The 21,866-nt window shown below is 65.4% G+C and carries 15 protein-coding genes, 1 tRNA gene and 2 pseudogenes; 3 read left to right on the top strand and 15 right to left on the bottom strand.

Features of this window, described 5'->3' with window-relative positions:
- The first annotated feature begins 74 nt into the window (after positions 1–74).
- Positions 75–881 (top strand): bifunctional hydroxymethylpyrimidine kinase/phosphomethylpyrimidine kinase, encoded by an 807-nt coding sequence (thiD, locus tag AC1AYP_RS00785; RefSeq protein WP_476546499.1) that lies wholly within the window; start codon positions 75–77, stop codon positions 879–881.
- Positions 882–900: 19 nt separating this feature from the next.
- Complete coding sequence (locus AC1AYP_RS00780; protein ID WP_476531702.1) at positions 901–1,350, top strand: thiamine-binding protein; 450 nt, start codon at positions 901–903, stop codon at positions 1,348–1,350.
- Positions 1,351–1,519: 169 nt separating this feature from the next.
- Here the strand turns inward: AC1AYP_RS00780 and gmk are convergent, their stop codons facing one another.
- The 13 genes and pseudogenes from gmk to AC1AYP_RS00715 form a co-directional block, all read right to left on the bottom strand.
- The gene (gene gmk, locus AC1AYP_RS00775) at positions 1,520–2,104 is read right to left on the bottom strand and encodes a guanylate kinase (protein ID WP_476502044.1); all 585 of its coding nucleotides are present in this window, start codon (positions 2,102–2,104) and stop codon (positions 1,520–1,522) included.
- Between the two features lie 306 nt (positions 2,105–2,410).
- Positions 2,411–3,319, bottom strand: a pseudogene (gene pyrF / locus AC1AYP_RS00770) (orotidine-5'-phosphate decarboxylase); the annotation flags it as partial.
- Positions 3,320–3,356: 37 nt separating this feature from the next.
- Complete coding sequence (carB, locus tag AC1AYP_RS00765) at positions 3,357–6,740, bottom strand: carbamoyl-phosphate synthase large subunit (RefSeq protein ID WP_476502009.1); 3,384 nt, start codon at positions 6,738–6,740, stop codon at positions 3,357–3,359.
- Between the two features lies 1 nt (position 6,741).
- Complete coding sequence (gene carA / locus AC1AYP_RS00760; protein ID WP_476546498.1) at positions 6,742–7,962, bottom strand: glutamine-hydrolyzing carbamoyl-phosphate synthase small subunit; 1,221 nt, start codon at positions 7,960–7,962, stop codon at positions 6,742–6,744.
- 188 nt (positions 7,963–8,150) lie between these two features.
- Positions 8,151–8,564, bottom strand: coding sequence for a transcription antitermination factor NusB (nusB, locus tag AC1AYP_RS00755; protein ID WP_101622084.1), 414 nt, complete (start codon positions 8,562–8,564; stop codon positions 8,151–8,153).
- A 76-nt stretch (positions 8,565–8,640) separates the two neighbouring features.
- Complete coding sequence (gene efp / locus AC1AYP_RS00750) at positions 8,641–9,198, bottom strand: elongation factor P (protein ID WP_476546497.1); 558 nt, start codon at positions 9,196–9,198, stop codon at positions 8,641–8,643.
- A gap of 202 nt (positions 9,199–9,400) precedes the next feature.
- The gene (locus tag AC1AYP_RS00745; protein ID WP_476546720.1) at positions 9,401–10,603 is read right to left on the bottom strand and encodes an esterase-like activity of phytase family protein; all 1,203 of its coding nucleotides are present in this window, start codon (positions 10,601–10,603) and stop codon (positions 9,401–9,403) included.
- A gap of 261 nt (positions 10,604–10,864) precedes the next feature.
- Positions 10,865–11,876 (bottom strand): annotated as a pseudogene (locus AC1AYP_RS00740) (esterase-like activity of phytase family protein); the annotation flags it as partial.
- Positions 11,877–12,187: 311 nt separating this feature from the next.
- The gene (gene tuf / locus AC1AYP_RS00735) at positions 12,188–13,387 is read right to left on the bottom strand and encodes an elongation factor Tu (RefSeq protein WP_034526986.1); all 1,200 of its coding nucleotides are present in this window, start codon (positions 13,385–13,387) and stop codon (positions 12,188–12,190) included.
- A 139-nt stretch (positions 13,388–13,526) separates the two neighbouring features.
- On the bottom strand, positions 13,527–15,650 hold the full coding sequence (gene fusA, locus AC1AYP_RS00730) for an elongation factor G (protein ID WP_476546496.1): 2,124 nt from the start codon (positions 15,648–15,650) through the stop codon (positions 13,527–13,529).
- A gap of 30 nt (positions 15,651–15,680) precedes the next feature.
- Positions 15,681–16,151: a 30S ribosomal protein S7 gene (rpsG, locus tag AC1AYP_RS00725; RefSeq protein WP_034526982.1), complete on the bottom strand. Its 471-nt coding sequence runs from the start codon at positions 16,149–16,151 to the stop codon at positions 15,681–15,683.
- A 5-nt stretch (positions 16,152–16,156) separates the two neighbouring features.
- A complete protein-coding gene (gene rpsL, locus AC1AYP_RS00720) occupies positions 16,157–16,528 on the bottom strand; it encodes a 30S ribosomal protein S12 (RefSeq protein ID WP_003825774.1) in 372 nt (123 codons plus the stop codon).
- A gap of 508 nt (positions 16,529–17,036) precedes the next feature.
- Positions 17,037–17,112, bottom strand: a tRNA-His gene (locus AC1AYP_RS00715).
- A 1,095-nt stretch (positions 17,113–18,207) separates the two neighbouring features.
- Here AC1AYP_RS00715 and AC1AYP_RS00710 point away from each other — a divergent pair.
- Positions 18,208–19,245 (top strand): threonine aldolase family protein, encoded by a 1,038-nt coding sequence (locus tag AC1AYP_RS00710; RefSeq protein WP_476546495.1) that lies wholly within the window; start codon positions 18,208–18,210, stop codon positions 19,243–19,245.
- Positions 19,246–19,289: 44 nt separating this feature from the next.
- Here the strand turns inward: AC1AYP_RS00710 and AC1AYP_RS00705 are convergent, their stop codons facing one another.
- Both AC1AYP_RS00705 and AC1AYP_RS00700 read right to left on the bottom strand, forming a co-directional pair.
- Positions 19,290–20,495, bottom strand: a complete 1,206-nt coding sequence (locus tag AC1AYP_RS00705) for a glycosyltransferase (protein ID WP_476546494.1) — start codon at positions 20,493–20,495, stop codon at positions 19,290–19,292.
- A gap of 54 nt (positions 20,496–20,549) precedes the next feature.
- Positions 20,550–21,767, bottom strand: coding sequence for a pyridoxal phosphate-dependent aminotransferase (locus AC1AYP_RS00700; RefSeq protein ID WP_476546493.1), 1,218 nt, complete (start codon positions 21,765–21,767; stop codon positions 20,550–20,552).
- Positions 21,768–21,866 lie beyond the last annotated feature (99 nt).

Raw genomic sequence — 21,866 nt, 5'->3', positions numbered from 1 at the left:
CCAAGGCGGGTCGAGCCGGAAATCAACGGCGGAAACAGGTGAAAAACGAGTCTCCCCCGACTAAGCTGAACCGTATGTCAACACATGCAACCACGCTTCCCCCCGTGCTCGCGATCTCCGGTTCGGATTCGTCCGGCGGCGCGGGCATGCAGGCGGACCTGAAGACCATGCTCGCCAACGGCGTGTTCGGCATGAGCGCGATCACCGCACTCACCGCGCAGAACACGACCGGCGTGCGCTCCATCCAGGACACGGAGCCGACGATCCTCGCCGACCAGATCGACGCCGTGTTCGAGGACATCCCGCCGCTGGCCGTCAAGATCGGCATGGTGTCCGCGACCGGCATTATCGACGTGATCGCCGATCGGCTCACGTTCCATCACGCGGCGAACGTCGTGCTCGACCCGGTCATGGTCGCCACGTCCGGCGCGAAGCTCATCAGCGACGACGCGATCGCCGCGTTGACGTCGAAGCTGTTCCCGCTCGCCACGGTCATCACGCCGAACATCCCCGAGGCGCAGGAGCTCACCGGTCTGGCGATCGTCGACGCCGGTTCGATGGAGGCGGCGGCGCGCGCGCTCGTCACGCGCTACGGCTGCGCGGCGCTCGTCAAGGGAGGCCATCACACGAACGATGCGAACGACGTGCTCGCCGAGACCGACGGCACGGTCACGTGGTTCGAGGGTTCGCGCGTCGACAATCCGAACACGCACGGCACCGGTTGCACGCTGAGCTCGGCGATTGCGTCGAATCTCGCGAAGGGCGAGACGCTGCCCGACGCGATCCGGCACGCGAAGGAGTATCTGACCGGCGCGCTGAACGCGATGCTCGATCTGGGCCACGGTTCCGGCCCGATGGACCACGCGTGGCAGTGGCGGTGAGAGAGAAGGAGAGATGACGATGACGCAGAACGATGACGCCACCGGGCGCGACGCTTCGAACGCGCGCGACGCGGCGCTCGCCACGGCGACCGACCGTTTCGCCGTGAAGCAGGAGGTCCCCATCGACCCGAAGACCGGCAAGCCGTATCTCAACACGGTGGCCGCGATCCAGGTGTCGGTGACGGGCGCGGGATCCGAGGTCTCCCCCTACGTCTCGCAGGCGATCGAGGTGATCCGTGATTCAGGCCTCCCGCAGGAGACGAACGCGCTGTTCACCGACGTGGAGGGCAACCTCGACGACGTGCTGCACGTGGCCGGCGAGGCCGCGAAGAAGCTCGCGGAGCAGGGCTACCGCACGAGCCTCGTGCTCCACATGGACATCCGCCCCGGCTTCACCGGTCAGCTCGCCGAGAAGCCGAAGCTCGCCGACCAGCTCATCGCCGACCGCAAGGCCGCCGCGGCAGAGTAAAGGCGAAAACACAAAGGCTCCCTCTGATGAGGGAGCTGGCCGCCGTAGGCGGTCTGAGGGAGAGACAGCCGCAACGTAACGTTCACGGTATCTCTCCCTCAGTCTTGCTACGAAAGACAGCTCCCTCGTCAGAGGGAGCCTACGTATGTACGGGGATGTACGAGAAGACTCACGCCTCCTTGCCGTACTCCTTGGCGATGATGTCCCAGAGCTGGTCGGCGGCCTGTTCGACGTTCTCGTTGACGATGGTCACGTCGAATTCGCTTTCCGCGGCGAGCTCCACCTTGGCGGTCTCGAGGCGGCGCTTGCGCTGCTCCTCGGTTTCGGTGCCACGGCCGGTGAGGCGGCGCACCAGCTCGTCGAAGCTCGGCGGGGCGATGAACACGGTCATCACCTCGAGTCCCAGCTCCTTGGCCTTCTCCTTGACGCGACGCGCGCCCTGCAGATCGATCTCGAGAATCGTCGGCGTGCCGACGGCCATGTGGTCCTCGAGCGGCTTCAGCGGCGTGCCGTAGTGCGCGAGTCCGTGCACGAGCGCCGTCTCCAGGAACTCACCCGCCTTCTCCTTGGCGGCGAACTCCTCCTCGCTCATGAACCAGTAGTTGACGCCATTCACCTCGCCCGGGCGCGGGTCGCGCGTCGTGGCGGAGACGGACACCCAGATCTCCGGGTGCTTCTTACGCAGCGCGATCTCGACGGTGCCCTTGCCGACGCCGGCGGGACCGGTGAGCACGAGCAGACGGCCACCGCGCAGCGCCTGCGCGTCCGCTTCGGCCGTGGCTTCCGGCTGCGTGCCGGTGGCGGCCGCGGTTTCGCCCGCGGGAGCGGTCGTCGCGTCGGCTTGCGCCTCGGCGGCGGAATCAGCGGAAGCGGCGGTCTTATCGGTGTCGGTCACGGTGATGCTCTCCCTCGGCGCGTCCGCGCCGGTCGTCTCGGATGTTGCGGTTGCGCCGTGGTCGGACGTCCCGGCGGTCTCGGCAGGCGTCTGCGGCACGGGCGCGGCCTCGTCCGTCGCCGCCGCAACGGCCTTCTGCTGCTCCTGCGGCAGCTCGGCGACGCGCGTCGCCTCCATGAGCGCTTGACGCACGTCGAGCGAAATCGCCTCGGTGGCTTCGCTCAATGCGGCGATGTCCGGACCGTGCGACGCGATGAAGCGGGACACGGTGACGAGCACGTTGCCCTTCGTCCCCTTGAACACGGTGCGCAGGTCCTTCGCGTCAGCGCCCTGCCAGCCGTAGCCGGGCGAGAGGATCGGTCCGGTGAACTGGGCCGGGTCGACGCCGGTCTCGTTAATCCACTGGCCGATGGTCGCGCCGATGACGAGGCCGACGGAGCCCATGCCGTCCACGTTGCGGTTGTTCTTCTGCGCGGTGGCGGCGATGCCGTACGCCACCGTCTTGCCTTCATAGTCGCCAACCTGTCGGATGGCGCTTTGCAGGCTCTTGCCCTCCTCGTTGGAGGTGAGGGATGCGATGAACACGCCGCGCCCGTTGTCGAGCGCGTCGTCGATGAGGCCCTGCAGCGATCGCGCGCCGTAGTACGGCAGCAGCGTGATCGCGTCGGCCCTCAGCGGCGCGCCCGGCTTGAAGTAGACGTCGGCGATGGCGGAAATCGTCGTGGACAGTCCGCCGTGCAGGCAGTCGACGATCGTGATGATGCCCATCTGGCGTGCCGCGTACAGCACGCGTTCCAGCGCGGCGAATCCCTTCGAACCGTAGCGTTCGAACATCGGCGACTGGAACTTGACGGCGGCGGCGCGTCCGTTCGCGGCCTGCAGCATGCGCATGGCGAACATCTCCGCGCCGTCGGCGTCGACGTTGTAGCCCCAATCGGTCAGGAGTTTCCGGTGTGGGTCGATGCCCACGCACAACGGACCGTACTTGTCCATCGAATTGCGCAGACGCAGACCGAAGTCCGAACGCCTGGCGAGCCGTTCCTTGTCCTGTTCCTCAATGGGGCTGTCACTCATCGCGATCCCTTCCTTCGTGTGAGAGGAAATCCGTTGATCAGAAATCCTTGCTTTCCAACGCGAACAGCTGCTTGGAGTGCTCCTGGATGCTCATGATCTGGTAGTCGTTGCGCTTGACCGCCTCGATGGCCAGCAGCACCGCGGAGAACTCGGTGATGGTCGTGAACTGCGGCAGGTCGGCGGCGATGGCGGCGGCTCGAATCGAGTAACCGTCGGAGCGCGACCCGCGCGAGTTCGGCGTGTTGAGAATCATGTCGATCGCGCCGTCCTCGATGAGTTCGACGACGTTCTTGCCGATCGAGCCTTCGGCGTGCACGACCTTCACCGGCGCCTCCGGATCGGAGTCCACGCGGGTGGAGATCTTGTCGACGATCTTCGAGTCGATGCCGTAGCGGCGCAGCACGGAGGCGGTGCCCTCGGTCGCCCAGATCGTGAAGCCGAGCTCGACGAGGCGCACGGCCATGAGCGGCAGCTGGCGCTTGTCGGTGTCGTTCACGGAGATGAACACGTTGCCGTGGGTGGGCAGACCGCCCTCGTAGGCGGCGAGCTGGCTCTTGGCGAACGCGTGCGGGAAGTCGCGGTCGAAGCCCATGACCTCGCCGGTGGAGCGCATCTCCGGTCCGAGCAGGATGTCGACGGTCTTGCCGACGGGCGTGCGGAAGCGCTTGAACGGCAGGACGGACTCCTTGACCGCCACCTGCTGGCCGCGGTGCATGACGCCGCCGTCGCCCTTGGGCAGCAGCAGGCCGTTGGCGCGCTGGTCGGCGATGGTCTCGCCGGCCATGATGCGCGCGGCGGCCTTGGCCAGCGCCACGCCGGTCGCCTTGGAGGCGAACGGCACGGTGCGGGAGGCGCGCGGGTTGGCTTCGATGACGTACAGCGTGTTCGCCATGAACGCGTACTGCACGTTGATCAGGCCCTTGACGTTGCAGCCCTTGGCGATGGCGTAGGTGCCCTCGCGCAGACGGCGGATCTGGTCGTCGGACAGCGTGGACGGCGGCAGCGTGCAGGCGGCGTCGCCGGAGTGGACGCCGGCCTCCTCGATGTGCTCCATGATGCCGCCGATGTACAGCTCCTCGCCGTCGAACAGCGCGTCGACGTCGATTTCGATGGCGTCCTGGAGGAACTTGTCGATGAGCAGCGGGGAGGGCAGGCGGCCGGAGACGACCGTGTCGGCCTGGGCCTCGGCGAGGGCGCGGTTCACGTACTTCTCGAGCTGGGCGTTGTCGTAGACGATCTCCATGCCGCGGCCGCCGAGCACGTAGCTCGGGCGCACGAGCACCGGGTAGCCGATCGAGTGGGCGGCCTCCTGGGCCTCCTCCAGCGACAGGGCGGTGCCGTAGCGCGGCGCGTTCATCTTCGCCTTCTTGAGCACCTCGCCGAACAGCTCGCGGTTCTCCGCGAGGTCGATGGCCTCCGGGGTGGTGCCGAGGATCGGCACGCCGGCGGCCTTGAGGCGCGCGGCGAGCGACAGCGGCGTCTGGCCGCCGAGCTGCACGATGACGCCCTTGACGGGGCCCATGCGCTTCTCGGCCTCGTAGATCTCGAGCACGTCCTCGAAGGTGAGCGGCTCGAAGTAGAGGCGGTCGGAGATGTCGTAGTCGGTGGAGACGGTCTCCGGGTTGCAGTTGACCATGATCGTGTCATAGTCCTTGCCGAGCTCCTGCACCGCGTGCACGCAGGTGTAGTCGAACTCGATGCCCTGGCCGATGCGGTTCGGGCCGGAGCCGAGGATGATCACGGCCTCGCGCTCGCGCGGCTTGACCTCGGACTCGTCCGCGTAGCAGGAGTAGTAGTACGGCGTGGCCGCGTCGAACTCGGCGGCGCAGGTGTCGACCGTCTTGTACACGGGCTTCAAGCCGTAGGTCCAGCGCAGCTCGCGGATCGTGTTCTCGCCCTCGTCGCCGAGGTTCCTCAGGTGCGCGATCTGCAGGTCGGACAGGCCGGCGAGCTTGGCGCGGCGCAGCAGCTTGCGCGTGAGCGTCTCGGCCTCGCGCACCGCCTGGGCGGTCTCGTTGATGAGCGTGAGCTGCTTGAGGAACCACGGATCGATCTTGGTGGCCGCGTACAGCTGCTCGATGGTGGCGCCGCCCCAGATGGCGCGCATGAGCTCGAGGTAGCGGTTCTCGGTGGGCGTGTGGATCGCCTTGAGCAGTTCGGCGACCTCGTCGGCCGTCGGCTTCGGACCGTCCCAGTTGAAGCCCATGTGGCGCTTGTCGATGGAGCGCATCGCCTTGCCGAGGGACTCCTGGAAGTTGCCGGCCAGGGCCATGGCCTCGCCGACGGACTTCATCGACGTGGTGAGCGTCGGATCGGCGCCCGGGAACTTCTCGAACGCGAAGCGCGGCACCTTGGTGACCACGTAGTCGATGGTCGGCTCGAAGGAGGCCGGCGTGGACTGGGTGATGTCGTTGCGGATCTCGTCGAGCGTGTAGCCGAGGGCCAGCTTGGTCGCGATCTTCGCGATCGGGAAGCCGGTGGCCTTCGAGGCGAGCGCGGAGGAACGGGAGACGCGCGGGTTCATCTCGATGACGATGATGCGGCCGGTCTCGGGGTGGATGGCGAACTGGATGTTGCAGCCGCCGGTATCGACTCCCACGCCGCGGATGATGGCGATGCCGATGTCGCGCAGCTTCTGGTATTCGCGGTCGGTCAGGGTGAAGCACGGGGCCACGGTGATGGAGTCGCCGGTGTGCACGCCGACCGGGTCGACGTTCTCGATCGGGCAGACGACCACGACGTTGTCGTTGCGGTCGCGCATGAGCTCGAGCTCGAACTCCTTCCAGCCTTCGATGCCCTCCTCGATGAGCACCTCGTCGGTCGGCGAGTAGTGGATGCCGGCGCCGGCGATGCGGTGCAGCTCCTCCTCGTCGTGCGCGATGCCGGAGCCGAGGCCGCCCATCGTGAAGCTCGGGCGGACGACCAGCGGGTAGCCGAACTCGTCGGCGATGCGGTCCACTTCGGCGAGCGTGTGGGCGATGCGGGAGCGCGCGGATTCGGCGCCCGCCTCGTCGACGACCTTCTTGAACAGCTCGCGGTCCTCGCCGCGGTCGATGGCGTCGAGGGACGCGCCGATCAGCTCGACGTCGTACTTCTTGAGCACGCCGGCCTCGCCGAGCGCCATCGCGGCGTTGAGCGCGGTCTGGCCGCCGAGGGTCGGCAGCAGCGCGTCGGGGCGTTCCTTGGCGATGATCTGCTCGAGGATCGGCGTGGCAATCGGCTCGATGTAGGTGGCGTCGGCCATCTCGGGGTCGGTCATGATGGTGGCCGGGTTCGAGTTGACGAGGATGACGCGGATGCCTTCCTCCTTGAGGACGCGGCATGCCTGGGTGCCCGAGTAATCGAACTCCGCGGCCTGACCGATCACGATCGGGCCGGAGCCGATGACCATCACGGATTTGATGTCGGTGCGCTTCGGCATATCACTTACCTTCCTTGGAGTCGGCGCGGGAATCGCGCGGATTGTTCTTCATGAGATCGCAGAATCGGTCGAACAGGTACGCGGCGTCGTGCGGGCCCGCGGCGGCCTCCGGGTGGTACTGCACGGAGAACGCGGGGATGTCGACGCACTGCAGGCCTTCGACCACGTCGTCGTTGAGATCGATGTGGCTGACGAACACCTTGCCGTACTTGCCGTTCTCGAACGGGGCGTCGACGGTCTCGCCGATCGGCGCGTCGACGGCGAAGCCGTGGTTGTGGGCGGTGACCTCCACCTTGCCGGTGGTGAGGTCCTTGACCGGCTGGTTGATGCCGCGGTGGCCGAACTTCAGCTTGTACGTGCCGAAGCCGAGCGCGCGGCCGAGCAGCTGGTTGCCGAAGCAGATGCCGAAGAACGGGTAGCCGGCGTCGAGGACCTTGCGCAGCAGCTCGACCTCCGGGCCGGCCTGCTCCGGGTCGCCCGGGCCGTTGGAGAAGAAGACGCCGTCCGGGTTGAGGGCGGTCAGCTCCTCGAACGTGATGGTGGAGGGCACGACGTGCACGCGGCAGCCGCGCTCGGCCATGCGGTGCGGGGTCATCGCCTTGATGCCGAGGTCGACGGCGGCCACGGTGTACAGCGGCTCCTTGCCTTCGAACTCGCCGCACGGTTCGATCGTGTACGCCTCCTTGGTGGAGACCTCGTCGTACAGGCTCAGGCCCTGCATCTGCGGGGTGGCCTTGACCGCGTCGAGCAGTTCGTCGATGGTCTTGAGGCGGCCGCCCTCGCCGAGGAGCGCGTCGCCGGAGAAGATGCCGGCGCGCATCACGCCTGCGGAGCGCAGGTGGCGCACCAGCTTGCGGGTGTCGATGTCGGCAAGGCCGACGATGCCGTTGGCCTCGAGGTCGCCGTCGAGGCTGCCCTCGGCGCGCCAGTTGCTCACGTTCGGGGAGGGTTCGCGCACGATGTAGCCGGCCACCCAGATGCGGGAGGATTCCGGATCCTCGTGGTTGACGCCCGTGTCGCCGATGTGCGGGAAGGTCTGCACGACGATCTGACGGTCGTAGCTCGGGTCGGTGAGCGTCTCCTGGTATCCGGTCATGCCGGTGGCGAACACGATCTCACCCGTGGTCGCGCCATGGGCCCCGTAGGGTTCACCCACATACACCTGCCCATCCTCCAGCACAAGGACCGCATCGTCCTTGCCATAGTTCGCGATCTCGCTCACCAAAACCCCCTTTTCGTTCTCGGGTCGTCCGTATTCAAGGTTATCGGCCCGCGCCGACGCACACGCGCAGGACACACGCGCATGTCGCCGTTCGCTGCCGTTCTGTTCTCGTGCCGGTTGGTCGCGCCCGGCCCACGCTCTCATAAAAACGCCTCCCGTGTTGCGGGGAGGCGTTCAAAAAAGAAATGTCAGTCCAACGGCTTTTCCTTGGCCGTGCAGATCGCGGACAGCAGTCCGTGGATGAAAGCGGGGGAATCCCCGTCGCACAGCGTCTTCGCGAGGGACAGCGCTTCGTCGATGGCGACCTTGTCGGGCACGTCATCGTTGAAGAGGATCTCCCAAGCGGCGATACGCAGGATGTTGCGGTCGATCACGCCCATACGGCGGACCTTCCACCCGGTGGAGTGCTCGTCCAGAGTGGAGTCGATCTCGTGCTGGTGCTCGGCCACGCCCTTGACGATCTCGATGGCGTATTCGGGCAGCGGCGTCTGCGCGCCGGGCGTCTCGATACGCTCGTCGAGCAGGGACAGGATGTCCTGATCCTTCTCGTCCGCCTCATACAACGTGTTCAGAGCCCTCTTACGGGCGGTGGAACGTGCCATGCAGCTCTTTCGTCCTTCGTGTCGTCGGTTTACCGGTTGGAACTGGTGCGATCGGTGTGATCAGCGGGTGTGCGAATCAGTTCTCGCGGCCCAGGTAGGAGCCGTCGGTGGTGTTGACCTTGACCTTCTCGCCCTCGTTGATGAACAGCGGGACCTGGATCTCGGCGCCGGTCTCCACAGTGGCGGGCTTGGTGCCCGCGTTGGAGCGGTTGCCCTGCAGGCCCGGCTCGGTGTGGGTGATGGTCAGGACGACGGAGGCCGGCAGTTCGACGCTCAGCGGGGTCTCGTCGTGGAAGGACACGATGCAGTCGGTGCCTTCGAGCAGGAACTTGGTGTCGACGATGGACTTCGGCACGTAGATCTGGTCGTAGGTGGTCATGTCCATGAAGACCAGGTTGTCGCCGTCCTCGTATGAGTACTGGAGGTTGCGGTTGTCGACGGTCTCGAACTCCATCTTCATGCCCGCGTTGAAGGTCTTGTCGACGATCTTGCCGGAGAGCACGTTCTTGATGGTGGTGCGCACGAAGGCGGGGCCCTTGCCCGGCTTGACGTGCTGGAACTTGAGGACGGTCCACAGCTGGCCGTCCAGGTTCAGGACGGAACCGTTCTTGATGTCATTGGTAGTCTGTGCCACGATGTCTCACCTATTTCTAGTGTCGAGGGCTTACCCAAAATTTGCCTTCGCTATTATGCCACCACCCCCCTACCGCGCCACACCGGCCGTCCGGCGAACGGGCCGGCGCCGTCACGCGTCTTCGTGATGCATGCGATGCATGTGGGACATACGACGGGCCGTCCGTGTCCCGGGGAGACACGGACGGCCCGCATGGATTATCTCACAGGCGACGACGGCGCGCGGCGAGATAGCCGCCGGCCGCCGACAGCAGCAGCGCGGCTGCGGTGATCGCCGTCACATCGGCGCCGGTGCGGGACAGCTTGCCGGCACCTGTGGCACCGTGCCGGCCACCGTTCGGCTTGGCGCCTGTCTGCTGGCCGCCATTCTGATCACCGGCGGTCTGGCCACCAGCGGTCTGGCCGCCGTTCTGGCCACCAGCCGTGGGATCGGGCACGAACACGGACCGGTCGATCTGCAACCGGACGATGCGCGTCGTCTCCGTGGTGTCGAAGTTGTTGTCGGTCATGACGCTCAGGTCGAGCTTGCCGCCATCGTTCGAATCGGTGATGATCAGATCCTCGAAATTGTCGAGCAACGGGTTGGTGTCCGAATACGCCGCGTTCGGCTTGAACCGGGCGCCGAGGGTCAGCTTGCCGCCCAGATCGGCGAGTTCGGTGAAGCTCAGGAACGACGAGTCGCCGCTCGCGGACAGCGAGGCGACGCCGCTGACGTCCGGAGCCGCCGCGATGCCGTGCGCATACGCGATTCGGATGCCGTATCCGTGGGTCTGGTCCCACGAGCGTTCCAGCACGAGGAACCCGTCCTCGCCGATGGCGGCGAATTCGGTGATGCCCATGTCGGCGTTCGCGGCCTTGAACGCGACCTGCTTGACCAGTTTCCACTGGCCTTCGGAACCCTTCACATCGTCCCGGTACACCAGGACTCGGCGGGCGGCGGTGTCGATGTCCTTGCCGGTCGGGGAGTCGTTCTTCAGCGCGTATTCGTTGCCGACGAGGATCTGGTGGCCGGACGGGGACACGGTCAGCGCCTCGAGGCTCTTGTTGTGCACGGCCTGCCCGTTGCCGTTGATGTCGAACAGTTCCGGCACGGGCAGTTCGCCTTTCTGCCGTCCGTCGGTGCCGAAGATGCGGATCTTCGGCTCCTCATGCTCGCCCGCGGCGGCGTTCGGATGTCCTTCGGAGGTGAGCACGAAATCACCGTTCGGCAACACGCCGAGACCTTCGTCGTCGGTGGTCTCACCGTTGTATGGGGTGCCGTCCGCATCGGTTAGGATGATGCTCCCGGTCGGGGCGGCCTTGCCGAAGTCGTTGCCGAGCAACCACAGACGAGCCACGTCGGTGCCGTGGTTGTCCATTGTGGAGACGTACTGTCCGAGCTTGGCGTTGTATGCGGTGGAGGACAGTCCTCCGAACGGAATCGGTTCGCTGGTGCCGGTGCCGTCGCTGTACCCGTTGACCGACCAGTAGTCGAGGTGGTCGTCGCGGCCGAGTGCGGTGACGTACTTGGAAAGCGTGCCGCTCGCCGAATCGTCGAAGCCGGCGGCCGCCTTCTGGAACGGTTCCGCTTCGACGTCGAGGATGCGCGTGGTCTGGCTGGCGCTGTAGTTGTCGTCGCTGATGATGGAGATGTCGGCCTTGTAGCTGCCGTCGCCGCGGTACCATGCGGCGTCGGGCGTGGCGAGCTGGTCGCGGTTCGTGATGACGAGCCCTTCGTAGTTGTCCATCAGCGGGTTGGTCTGCGGCGATTCCGGCTTCTTCGACGCGCCGAGGTCGGAGAGCTTGTCGAGCTCGCCAATCTGACGCGACTTCACGAATTTCGAGGCGTTGGCGGGATCGTTGAGGTTGGCGACGTCGGAGACGTCGGGCGCGGCGTCGAGTCCGGAGACGTAGGACAGCGCGACCTTGTTGCCGGTCTGGCTGTTCCAGGTGCGCTGCAGCACGTATAGGGAGTCCTCGGAATCGAGCGCGACGTCGGTCACGTCCAATCCGGTGACGGCCTGGAATCCGACCTGCTTGACCAGCGTCCACGTTCCGGCCTTGCCCGCGACGTCGTCGCGGTAGACGAGGAAGCGCCGTGCGTTGGTCTTTGTCCTGATACACGTCGTTCTTGAGCGTGCCCTCCATGGCGGCCACGAGCTCGTGGCCGGTCGGCGACAGGCTCAGGCCTTCGAGCGTGAGGTTATGGGACGCCTGTCCTTCGGCGGTGTTGATGTCGAACAGTCCGGGAACGGGCAGCTCTCCCTTCTGCCTTCCGGTGGCGTCGAAGATGCGGATCGTGGGATGTTCGGGCTGCGTCTTTCCCGCCGGGGGAATGCCCTCCGACGTGATGGCGAAGTCCCCGTTGGGCAGCACGGCGATGCCTTCGTTGTCGGTCGTGTTGCCGTTGTAGGGGGTACCGTTCGCGTCGGTGAGGGTCACCGGGTCGCGGGTGATGGCCGGGTTGCGCAGGTCCTTGCCGAGGAACCAGACGTGGGAGACGTCGCTTCCGTGGTTGTCGGACTGCGCAACATACGAATCGGCCTGCGCATCCCAGGCGATGCCGGAGAGTCCCCCGACGCGTATGCCCTTGTAGTCGACCTTGTCCAGCGCGTCGCTGTAGGCGACCGGCGTGACCTGATCCGGCGTGACGGTGTCATCGGCATACGCCGCGGGAGCCGTCGCGCACCCCAGCGCCATGCATGCGGCCGCTGCGATCGCCGCTATCGTTCTGTTCATTATTCCCCTTCCGTAACCAGTATCGCTGATTGCGCTATCATGCTGGACCCGCAAAGTTGCGAGGGAGGGAAGAATCGCACGGCATCTGATGAACCGTGCATGAAGAACATGTCGGTCGCGACGTGATCGGGTACGCCGTCGTACCCGTACGTATCCGTTTACAGGAGGGGAATGGAAAGGAATATACGAATGGGGCTCCGAAATCCGTAAGGATTCCGGAGCCCTATTTCAGTACGCTAGTTCAAGCGTGTCGAAGATCTCTCTGATGGGAATCAGGCGAGGATCTTGGTGACACGGCCCGAGCCGACGGTGTGGCCACCCTCACGCACGGCGAAGGTCAGGCCCTCCTCCATAGCGATCGGCTGAATCAGCTCGACGGTGAAGGTCGCGTGATCGCCCGGCTGGACCATCTCGACGCCTTCCGGCAGCTCGATGACGCCGGTGACGTCGGTGGTGCGGAAGTAGAACTGCGGACGGTAGTTGGAGAAGAACGGCGAGTGACGGCCACCCTCATCCTTAGTCAGGACGTAGACCTCACCCTCGAACTTGGTGTGCGGGGTGACGGAGCCCGGAGCAGCCACGACCTGGCCACGCTCGACGTCCGTACGGCCGAGGCCACGGAGGAGCAGACCGGTGTTGTCGCCAGCCTCGCAGGAGTCCATCGTCTTGTGGAAGGTCTCGATGGAGGTGACGGTGGTGTTCTGGGTCGGGCGGATGCCGACGATCTCGACCGGGGTGTTGACGGCCAGCTGGCCACGCTCAACACGGCCGGTGACGACGGTACCACGGCCGGAGATGGTGAAGACGTCCTCGATCGGCATCAGGAACGGCTTGTCGAGGTCGTGGACCGGGGTCGGGATGTACTCGTCGACGGCGTCCATGAGCTTCTTGATCTGCTCGACCCACTTCTCGTGGTCCGGAGCGTCGTCGTGCAGCGCACCGTAGGCGGAGACGTGGATGACCGGGCAGTCACGATCGAAGCCGTTCTCGTCGAGGAGGTCACGGACCTCTTCCTCGACGAGCTCGATGAGCTCCTCATCGTCGACCATGTCGCACTTGTTCAGGGCGACCAGGATCTTCGGGACGCCGACCTGACGGGCGAGCAGGACGTGCTCGCGGGTCTGGGCCATCGGGCCGTCGGTGGCGGCCACAACGAGGATGGCGCCATCCATCTGGGCGGCACCGGTGATCATGTTCTTCACGAAGTCGGCGTGGCCCGGGCAGTCCACGTGAGCGTAGTGACGCTTCGCGGTCTGGTACTCGATGTGGGCGATGTTGATGGTGATACCGCGGGCGGCCTCTTCCGGAGCGGAATCGATCTGGTTGAAGTCGTACTCCGGGTTGACATCCGGGTACTCCTCGTGCAGAACCTTGGAGATGGCCGCGGTCAGGGTCGTCTTGCCGTGATCGACGTGGCCGATGGTGCCGATGTTAACGTGCGGCTTAGTACGCTCGTACTTTTCCTTTGCCATTACTTTGTCCTCCTGGACGTTTCGTAGGTTTACTGGGTTTCTGGGTTTCGTGCCACATTGAAGGAGCCAGAACCCAGTCAGCGGTACACGATATTACCGCTGACTGGAGACGTGGCGCAAATCAACGTAGCTACGCGTGTCACTCGCCGCGCTGGGCCTTGATGATCTCGTCGGAGACGCTCTTCGGCACCTCGGCGTAGGAGTCCATCTGCATGGTGAACATGGCGCGGCCCTGGGTCTTCGAGCGGAGGTCGCCGATGTAGCCGAACATCTCGGACAGCGGGACCTTGGCGTCGATGACCTTGACGCCGGTGGCATCGGTCATGGACTGGATGTTGCCACGGCGCTGGTTGAGATCGCCGATGACTTCGCCCATGTAGTCCTCCGGGGTACGGACCTCCACGGCCATGATCGGCTCGAGGATGACCGGCTTCGCCTTCGGGGCGGCTTCCTTGAAGCACATGGAGCCCGCGAGCTTGAAGGCCATTTCGGAGGAATCGACCGGGTGCATCTGGCCGTCGGTGACGGTGGCCTTGACGCCCACGACCGGGAAGCCGGCGAGAATACCGGATTCCATGGCCTCCTTGACGCCGGCCTCGATGGACGGGATGAACTCCTGGGAGATGTGGCCGCCGGTGACGGCGTTCTCGAACTCGAAGGTCTTGCCCTCGGTGGTCTCGAGCGGCTCGAAGTTCATCAGGACCTTCGCGAACTGGCCGGAACCACCGGTCTGCTTCTTGTGCGTGTAGCCCTGGTCCATGACCGCCTTGCGGATGGTCTCGCGGTAGGCGACCTGCGGCTTGCCCTGGGTGCACTCGACCTTGAACTCGCGACGCATACGGTCGACGATGATGTCGAGCTGGAGCTCGCCCATGCCGGCGATCAGGGTCTGGCCGGACTCCTCGTCCGTGGCGACCTGGAACGTCGGATCCTCTTCGGCCAGCTTGGCGAGGGCGATGCCCATCTTCTCCTGGTCGGCCTTGGTCTTCGGCTCGACGGCGACCTGGATCACCGGATCCGGGAAGGTCATCGAGTTGAGGGAGATCGGAGCGTCCATGGCGCACAGGGTGTCGCCGGTGGTGACGTTCTTCAGGCCCACGAAGGTGTAGATGTTGCCGGCGTCGGCCACGTCGACCGGGTTCTCCTTGTCGGCGTGCATCTGGAAGATCTTGCCGACGCGCTCCTTCTTGCCGCGCGTGGAGTCGAGCACGTTGTCGCCCGGCTTGACGGAGCCGGAGTAGACGCGCACGAACACGAGCTTGCCGTAAAACGGGTGGGTGGAGATCTTGAAGACGAGGGCCGCGAACGGATCGGACTTGGTCGGCTTGCGGTCGATCTCGACGGACTCGTCGCCGGGCTTGAAGCCCTTGATGGCCGGCACGTCCTCCGGGGACGGCAGGAAGTCGACGACGCCGTCCAGCATCGGCTGAACGCCCTTGTCCTTGAAGGCGGAACCGCAGAAGACCGGGAAGGCCTTCTTCTCGATGGTGAGCTGGCGGACGCCCGCGCGGATGTCCTCCTTGGACAGCTCGCCGTCCTCGAAGAACTTGTTCATCAGGTCGTCGTTCGCCTCGGCGGCGGCCTCGACCAGCTGCTCGTGGTACTCGGCGGCCTTGTCCTTCAGGTCGTCCGGGATCTCGGTGGTGTCGTACTTGGCGCCGAGGCTGTCGGTGCCGTTCCACACGTAGGCCACCATCTCGACCAGGTCGACGACGCCGGTGAAGTCGTTCTCGGCGCCGATCGGCAGCTGCATGACGATCGGGGTCGCGCCCAGCTTCTCCTTGATGGTGTCGACGGAGTAGTAGAAGTTCGCGCCAAGCTTATCCATCTTGTTGATGAAGCAGATGCGCGGCACGCCGTACTTGTCGGCCTGACGCCACACGGTCTCGGACTGCGGCTCCACACCCTCCTTGCCGTCGAAGACGGCGACGGCGCCATCGAGCACGCGCAGGGAGCGCTCCACCTCGGCCGTGAAGTCCACGTGGCCCGGGGTGTCGATGATGTTGATCTGGAACTTTTCCTTGGTGTCGTGGGACTGACGGCTCCAGAAGCAGGTGGTGGCGGCCGACTGAATCGTGATGCCGCGCTCCTGCTCCTGCGCCATGAAGTCCATCGTCGAGGCGCCATCGTGGGTCTCACCGATCTTGTAGTTCTTACCGGTGTAGTACAGGATGCGCTCGGTGGTGGTGGTCTTACCGGCATCGATGTGGGCCATGATGCCGATGTTGCGGACGAAATGAAGGTCCGAAAGCTCTGCAGCCATCTTTATCCTTAGTCTTCCTCAGGCGAGTGATTACCAGCGGTAGTGGGCGAAGGCCTTGTTGGCCTCTGCCATCTTATGAGTATCCTCGCGACGCTTGACAGAAGCGCCGAGGCCGTTGGAGGCGTCCAGGATCTCGTTGGCGAGACGCTCGGCCATGGTCTTCTCGCGACGGGCGCGGGAGAAGTCAGTCAGCCAGCGCAGGCACAGCGTGTTGGCGCGGTTCGGCTTGACCTCGACCGGCACCTGGTAGGTGGCGCCGCCGACTCGGCGGGAACGCACCTCGAGGGACGGGCGGATGTTGTCCAGCGCGCGCTTGAGGACGGCAACCGGCTCCTGGTCGGTCTTCTCCTTGACCATGTCGAGCGCGGAGTAGACGATGTCCTCGGCGATGGACTTCTTGCCGTCCAGGAGGATCTTGTTGATCAGCTGCGCGACGACGGTCGAACCGTAGATCGGATCGGGCAGCACGACGTGCTTCTTAGCGGGGCCTTTACGTGACATATCTCTTACTTCGCCTTCTTTGCTCCGTACAGGGAACGACCCTGCTTGCGGTCCTTGACACCCTGGGTATCGAGCGCGCCACGCACGATGTGGTAACGCACACCCGGCAGATCCTTCACACGGCCGCCGCGCACGAGCACGATGGAGTGCTCCTGCAGGTTGTGGCCCTCGCCCGGGATGTAGGCGGTGACTTCGATGCCGGAGGACAGACGGACACGGGCGACCTTACGAAGCGCCGAGTTCGGCTTCTTCGGGGTGGTGGTGTAGACACGGGTGCACACGCCGCGACGCAGCGGGCTGCCCTTCAGCGCCAAAGTCTTCGACTTCTTCGGCTTCGGCGAACGTCCCTTACGGACGAGCTGTTCGATAGTAGGCAACTTGAATTCTCCGATTCAGTGTTATCTCTTGGTTCCGTGAGGCCCGCAGCACCGTGAGCCATACTCCCCCGAGCATCCGGAAACCGATCCGAATCGGAAAGTCAGCCACTGCCCACCGGCCCGATGGCCCGTTCCTCTCTCGCCGCCGCATTGCTGCGCGCGATCCATGCGATTCACGGGATATCCCAGCGCCGTACTCCTGTCACATAAGGCGTACCGCTGGCACACACGAATATCCATATTACGAACCGCCCGGACAACGACACGCCAGACTCTCATCCACGCCCCTCCTCAACCACGCCCCTCCTCAACCCCAACCCCAACCTCGCTTCCACCCCGCCACACTCCAATTCCAACCCCACCACCCCATGGTGCGGCAACACAATTTCTCCACATCGGCGAGAATCCGGCGTTTTCGCCTACCGCACCATGAGGGTTTTACCGCACCATGGGATGAAACGACGGGAGGGGATACGAAAAGACCCCGAGGTTACCCTCGGGGTCTTGGTGGGGTGGCTAACGTGGCTCGAACACGCGACCTTCTGAACCACAATCAGATGCTCTACCAACTGAGCTATAGCCACCATTGTTCTCGACCCGCTCTCGCCGGTCGGCAACGAGTGAATACAATACAGGAGTTTCCGCCGTTGTCCAACTACGGCGTGTCGCGCCTGTTTCCAAGGATTGAGGGCATATATGCCCCAAGAGCACGATGCAGGAAAGCACGCAACTATTCGCGAAATCGTGGAATCCCACGCCGCATCGCCCATTTCGTCCCCTCCGCACCACACCTCCGCTCCTCGCGCGCGGACGGCTGATCACGGGTGGTTACGCGTTGGCGAAGTTCCGACCTCCGCTCTTCGCGCTCGGACAGCCGCCGATGCATGTCTGCGCGGTGGGGCGGGTGATGCCTCCGCCCCGCGCACGCGGACGGCCGCACGTAGGCGGCGCGTCCGCCCGCCACTCCGCCACGCCACCACCGGTTCCGCCGTCGGCCCCTTCGTTTCGCCAGTACGGCCGCCCGCGCCGCAACAAAGCCCACGCCCGGCAAACCCCGCATCCCACGTCGCCTTTGCGAATCGCCATCGTCCCGCCCAATCGCTCGCATGCGCACATGAGAACGGTCACATTGTTCGCTTGTGTTCATTTCAACATAGCCCGTCACCCTTACTGCCGATTGGCTTTTCGGCGTGTCGAGGCATGCAGCATGTTCGGTTTTTGGTATACTTACCAGTGAAGGCCGGAGTTTAAGATCGGCCGGGAATCCGGCAGGTCGCAACGAAGCGCAGAAAGCCGTAAGGCCGCAGGCGCAACGCCTTCGAGATAACTGAATAGCGATCGATGGTGAATTCACCGAGGTGCGGCAAGGCAACACGGCGCAGGCGCCGGGCCGCGAAAGAAACACGTGTACTGGTTGTTTGTGGTTCATCATTGCAAGGAGGCCGCGCAAGGCGGCGCGGCGAAAGCAGCAAAGCGTACCATCGCCTCCTTCCCCATCAGATGGCCCCCGGAACTTCTTCCCTTCGGTTCCGGGGGCCATCTTCTTGCGCGCGAGGCGCAAGGCCCCGCACGACCACCCTCAGTCCCGCCGTGCGGGACAGCTCCCGCCAGCGGGAGCGCAAACTCCATGCGGGAGCGGAAACTCCGCGCGGGAGCGGCCGGCCACTACACTGGTCGTCATGATTTCCTTCGAGAACGATTACTCTCGCGCGGCGCACCCGGCGGTGCTCGACGCGATCGCCCGCATCAACGAGAACCTGTACCCCGGCTACGGCATGGACCCGATCTGCGAGCGCGCCAAGACGAAGATCCGCGAGGCGTGCGCCCTGCCGGAGGCGGACATCCACTTCCTCGTCGGCGGCACGCAGGCCAACCAGGTCGTCATCGACGCGGTCACACCGCCGTATGCGGGCGTCGTCGCCGTCGCATCCGGGCATCCGAACGTGCATGAGGCGGGCGCCATCGAATACTCCGGTCACAAGGTGCTCACACTCCCCCATCACGACGGCAAAATGGACGCAACCGAGCTCGACGAATACTGCGCGACCTTCTACGCGGACGGCAATCACGATCACATGGTCTTCCCCGGCTGCGTCTACGTCTCCATGTCGACCGAATACGGCACCGTCTACTCGAAGGCGGAACTGGAGGTCATCGCCGAGGTCGCGCATCGTTACGACATGCCGTTGTTCGTGGACGGCGCGCGTCTCGGCTACGGCCTCACGGCGACCGGCTGCGACATGACGCTGCCCGATCTCGCCCGCATCGCCGACGTCTTCTATATCGGCGGCACGAAGGTGGGCGCGATGTTCGGCGAGGCGGTCGTGTTCGCGAACCGTGACGCGCGTTCCGCCGCGCCGCGTCATTTCCTCACCGAGATCAAGCAGCATGGCGCGCTGCTCGCGAAGGGCTTCCTGCTGGGCGCGCAGTTCGACGCGCTGTTCACCGACGACCTCTACTTCCGCATCGCCCGCAACGCGAACGCGCAGGCGGACCGCATCCGCGCCGCGCTGCGCGACAAGGGCTACACGTTGACGTTCGAGGCGCCGACGAACCAGATCTTCGTCACGCTCGACCAGCCGACCATCGACCGTCTGGAACGCGACGTGCGTCTCGGCTTCATGGAGAAGGCGGACGAGTCGCACACGGTGATGCGCATCTGCACGAGCTGGGCGACCACGGACGAGGAGACGGACCGGCTCATCGCCCTGCTGTAGCAGTCCCCACTACGGCAGTCCCCGCTACGGCAATCCCCGCCGTGTCACGCCTCCGCCGTGGCGATCGCCTCGCGTTCCATGTCGACGAACCGGTGGACGGACGCCTCCACCGAATAATGCTCGCGCGTGTGCTCGGCGTAGACCGCGCCCCAGCGCGCGAGCTCGTCCGGATGATCGATCCACCAGTCGATGCGGCGCGCGAGCATCGCCGCGTCGCGCACCGGGAACAGCGAGGCATCGGTCAGCGCGAACTGGCTCGCCGCGGACAGTTCGGACGCGGCGATGACCGGCACGAGGCCGCACGCCATCGCCTCGATGACGCTCACCGATTCGATGTCGGCGATCGAACAGTGCACGAACAGGTCGCACGAACGCAGCAGCGCGGGCATGTCGACGTTGCGGTGGAAACCGATGTCCGCCTTGCGCTTGAGGCGACGGTTCGCGCGGAACGTGAGATACTGTTTGAGCGGACCGGTGCCGGCGATGACCAATTGGACGTCGCTCGCGTGCCGGCTCATCGAGATAGCCTTGATGAGCGTGATCTGGTCCTTCTCGTGTGCGAGGCGGCCGGACGCGACGACGCGGAACGGCACGTGCGCGGGCGCGTCCGGATCGAACGGCTCGCGCGCGGTGAACCGCGGCGCGTAGCCGTTCGAGATCACGTGCATCGTCCCCTTGTACCCGTGTTCGCGCAGCAGGCTCGCGGTCATCTCGGTGGGCGTGTGGATGTGGTCGACGCGCTTGTACAGCCACTGGCGGAACAGCCAGTAGAGGAACCGCTCCATGCCGGGGATGTAGCGCAATGGTCCGGCGGAGTAGAGCACGTTCTCCGGCTGCAGGTGGAATCCGGCGGTCACGGGGATGCCCATCCGACGGGCGACCTTCGCGGCGTGCCGGCCGAATTTGAACGGCATGTAGATGTGGACGACGTCGACGCCTTGGAACGCGGTGCGGAACAGCGTGTCGCTCGGCTCGGCGAACTGCATCTGCTGCTTGGCGGCCACCCACGAGACGAGCGGCACCTTGTTGACGCGTGCCGGATAGTCGGGCGCGCCGATACCGACGAGACGCACGTGATGCCCCTGCCGTTCCAGTTCGGCGGCCCATTGCAGCGCCGAATTCGACGTGCCGTTGCCCTGGTTGCCGACCGTGTCGACCACCAAGGCGATGGTCAGCGGACGGTCGATGTCCTCCTCGACGATCGGCGTCCGCCGAATCTCCTCATCATGCTCCGATTCCTGTTCACGCATTGCTCCAGTCTATGACCGCACGCGACTGGGCACGGGCCGTGCGCCGCGGCGATACTATGCCAGCGCGCGCGTGATGCGCGACACCGCCTGATAGAGGTCGCGTTCCGGCTTCAGCAGGCTGAACCGCACGAATCCGTCCGACGCGGGGCCGAAGCACGATCCGGGCATGACGGCCACGCCCGCATGTTCGATGAGCCATGCGGTGAACGCGTCCGACGTGCCGTAGCCATCCGGCACACGCGCCCACAGGAACAGTCCTCCGCGCGGCGGCGCCACGTCGAGCCCCGCCTCGCGCAATCCGTCGGCGAGCACCTGCGCGCGATGCCCGTAGCTTGCGCCGAGCGCCGCCACGGAACGCAGGTCGCCGCTCAGCGCGACCGCACCGGCCTGCTGCACGACGCTGGGTGCGAGCACGGCGGTCTGCTGGTGGACGGACTTCGATGCGGCGAGGATCGCGGCGTTGCCGGCGATCCAGCCGCCGCGCCACCCGGCGACCATGAACATCTTGGACAGCGATCCGAGTTCGACGGCCACGTCAAGCGCGCCCGGCGTGGCGAGGATGCTGGGCGACGGCGCGTCGCCGAACTCGATGCCCGCGTAGGCGAAGTCGTTCATCACCGCGAACCGGTGTTCGTGCGCGAGCGCGACGACGCGCCCGTAGAATTCCGGCGTCGCGACGGCGCCGGTGGGATTGTTCGGATAGTTGAGGATGAGCAGTTTCGCCTCGTCCCACAGTTTCGGGTCGACGGCGTCGAGGTCCGGTAGGTAGCCGTGCGTCGGGTCCGCGGGAATCGTGACGAACCGGCCCTTGGCGACGGCGGTGGAGCCTTCGTACTGCGGATAGTACGGGTCGACGGCCACGACCGTGTCGCCTTCGTCGACGAGCGCCTCGATGACGGTGGAGATGCCCACCGACGCGCCGGCGGTGGCGAGCAGGTGCGCGCGCGGGTCGAGCGCCACGCCGTAGCGTCCGTGATACCAGTGCGCGATTGCGTCGAGATAGGCGGGGACACCGTCGAACGCGGGATAGCGGAACAGGGACGGGTCGTGCGCGGCGTGGGCGAGCGCGTCCTGCATGAACGCGGGCGGCGCGCCGTCCGGATTGCCTTTGGACAGGTCGATGACGTCATGCCCGGCGCGGATGGCGGCCGCGGTGCGCGCGTCGGCCTGGGCGAACGGGTTCGGCGGGAGCGCCGCCGCCCTGCGTGAGATCAGATCCGCGATCGGATCGACGGACTGACTGACTGCGGGCGACGGATTCCCTTCCCCCATCTCCAACTCCCTTTCTTCCCCTTCAGGAAACGTTGGCCCGATCGTTTATTCCCAACCGATCGGTGATACTCAAGGTACGCCGCGGATCGGCACGCGACA

This window comes from Bifidobacterium sp. LH_424 (genome assembly GCF_056356895.1).
The sequence above is the reverse complement of the archived record's forward strand: the minus strand, read 5'-3'. Positions and strand labels throughout refer to the sequence as shown.

Bases quoted from the DNA above. Each gene is read 5' to 3' on its own strand.
- fusA (WP_476546496.1), bottom strand. From the start codon at position 15,650: ATGGCTGCAGAGCTTTCGGACCTTCATTTCGTCCGCAACATCGGCATC.
- AC1AYP_RS00700 (WP_476546493.1), bottom strand. From the start codon at position 21,767: ATGGGGGAAGGGAATCCGTCGCCCGCAGTCAGTCAGTCCGTCGATCCG.
- tuf (WP_034526986.1), bottom strand. From the start codon at position 13,387: ATGGCAAAGGAAAAGTACGAGCGTACTAAGCCGCACGTTAACATCGGC.
- carB (WP_476502009.1), bottom strand. From the start codon at position 6,740: ATGCCGAAGCGCACCGACATCAAATCCGTGATGGTCATCGGCTCCGGC.
- thiD (WP_476546499.1), top strand. From the start codon at position 75: ATGTCAACACATGCAACCACGCTTCCCCCCGTGCTCGCGATCTCCGGT.
- nusB (WP_101622084.1), bottom strand. From the start codon at position 8,564: ATGGCACGTTCCACCGCCCGTAAGAGGGCTCTGAACACGTTGTATGAG.
- AC1AYP_RS00705 (WP_476546494.1), bottom strand. From the start codon at position 20,495: ATGCGTGAACAGGAATCGGAGCATGATGAGGAGATTCGGCGGACGCCG.
- rpsG (WP_034526982.1), bottom strand. From the start codon at position 16,151: ATGTCACGTAAAGGCCCCGCTAAGAAGCACGTCGTGCTGCCCGATCCG.
- AC1AYP_RS00710 (WP_476546495.1), top strand. From the start codon at position 18,208: ATGATTTCCTTCGAGAACGATTACTCTCGCGCGGCGCACCCGGCGGTG.
- AC1AYP_RS00780 (WP_476531702.1), top strand. From the start codon at position 901: ATGACGCAGAACGATGACGCCACCGGGCGCGACGCTTCGAACGCGCGC.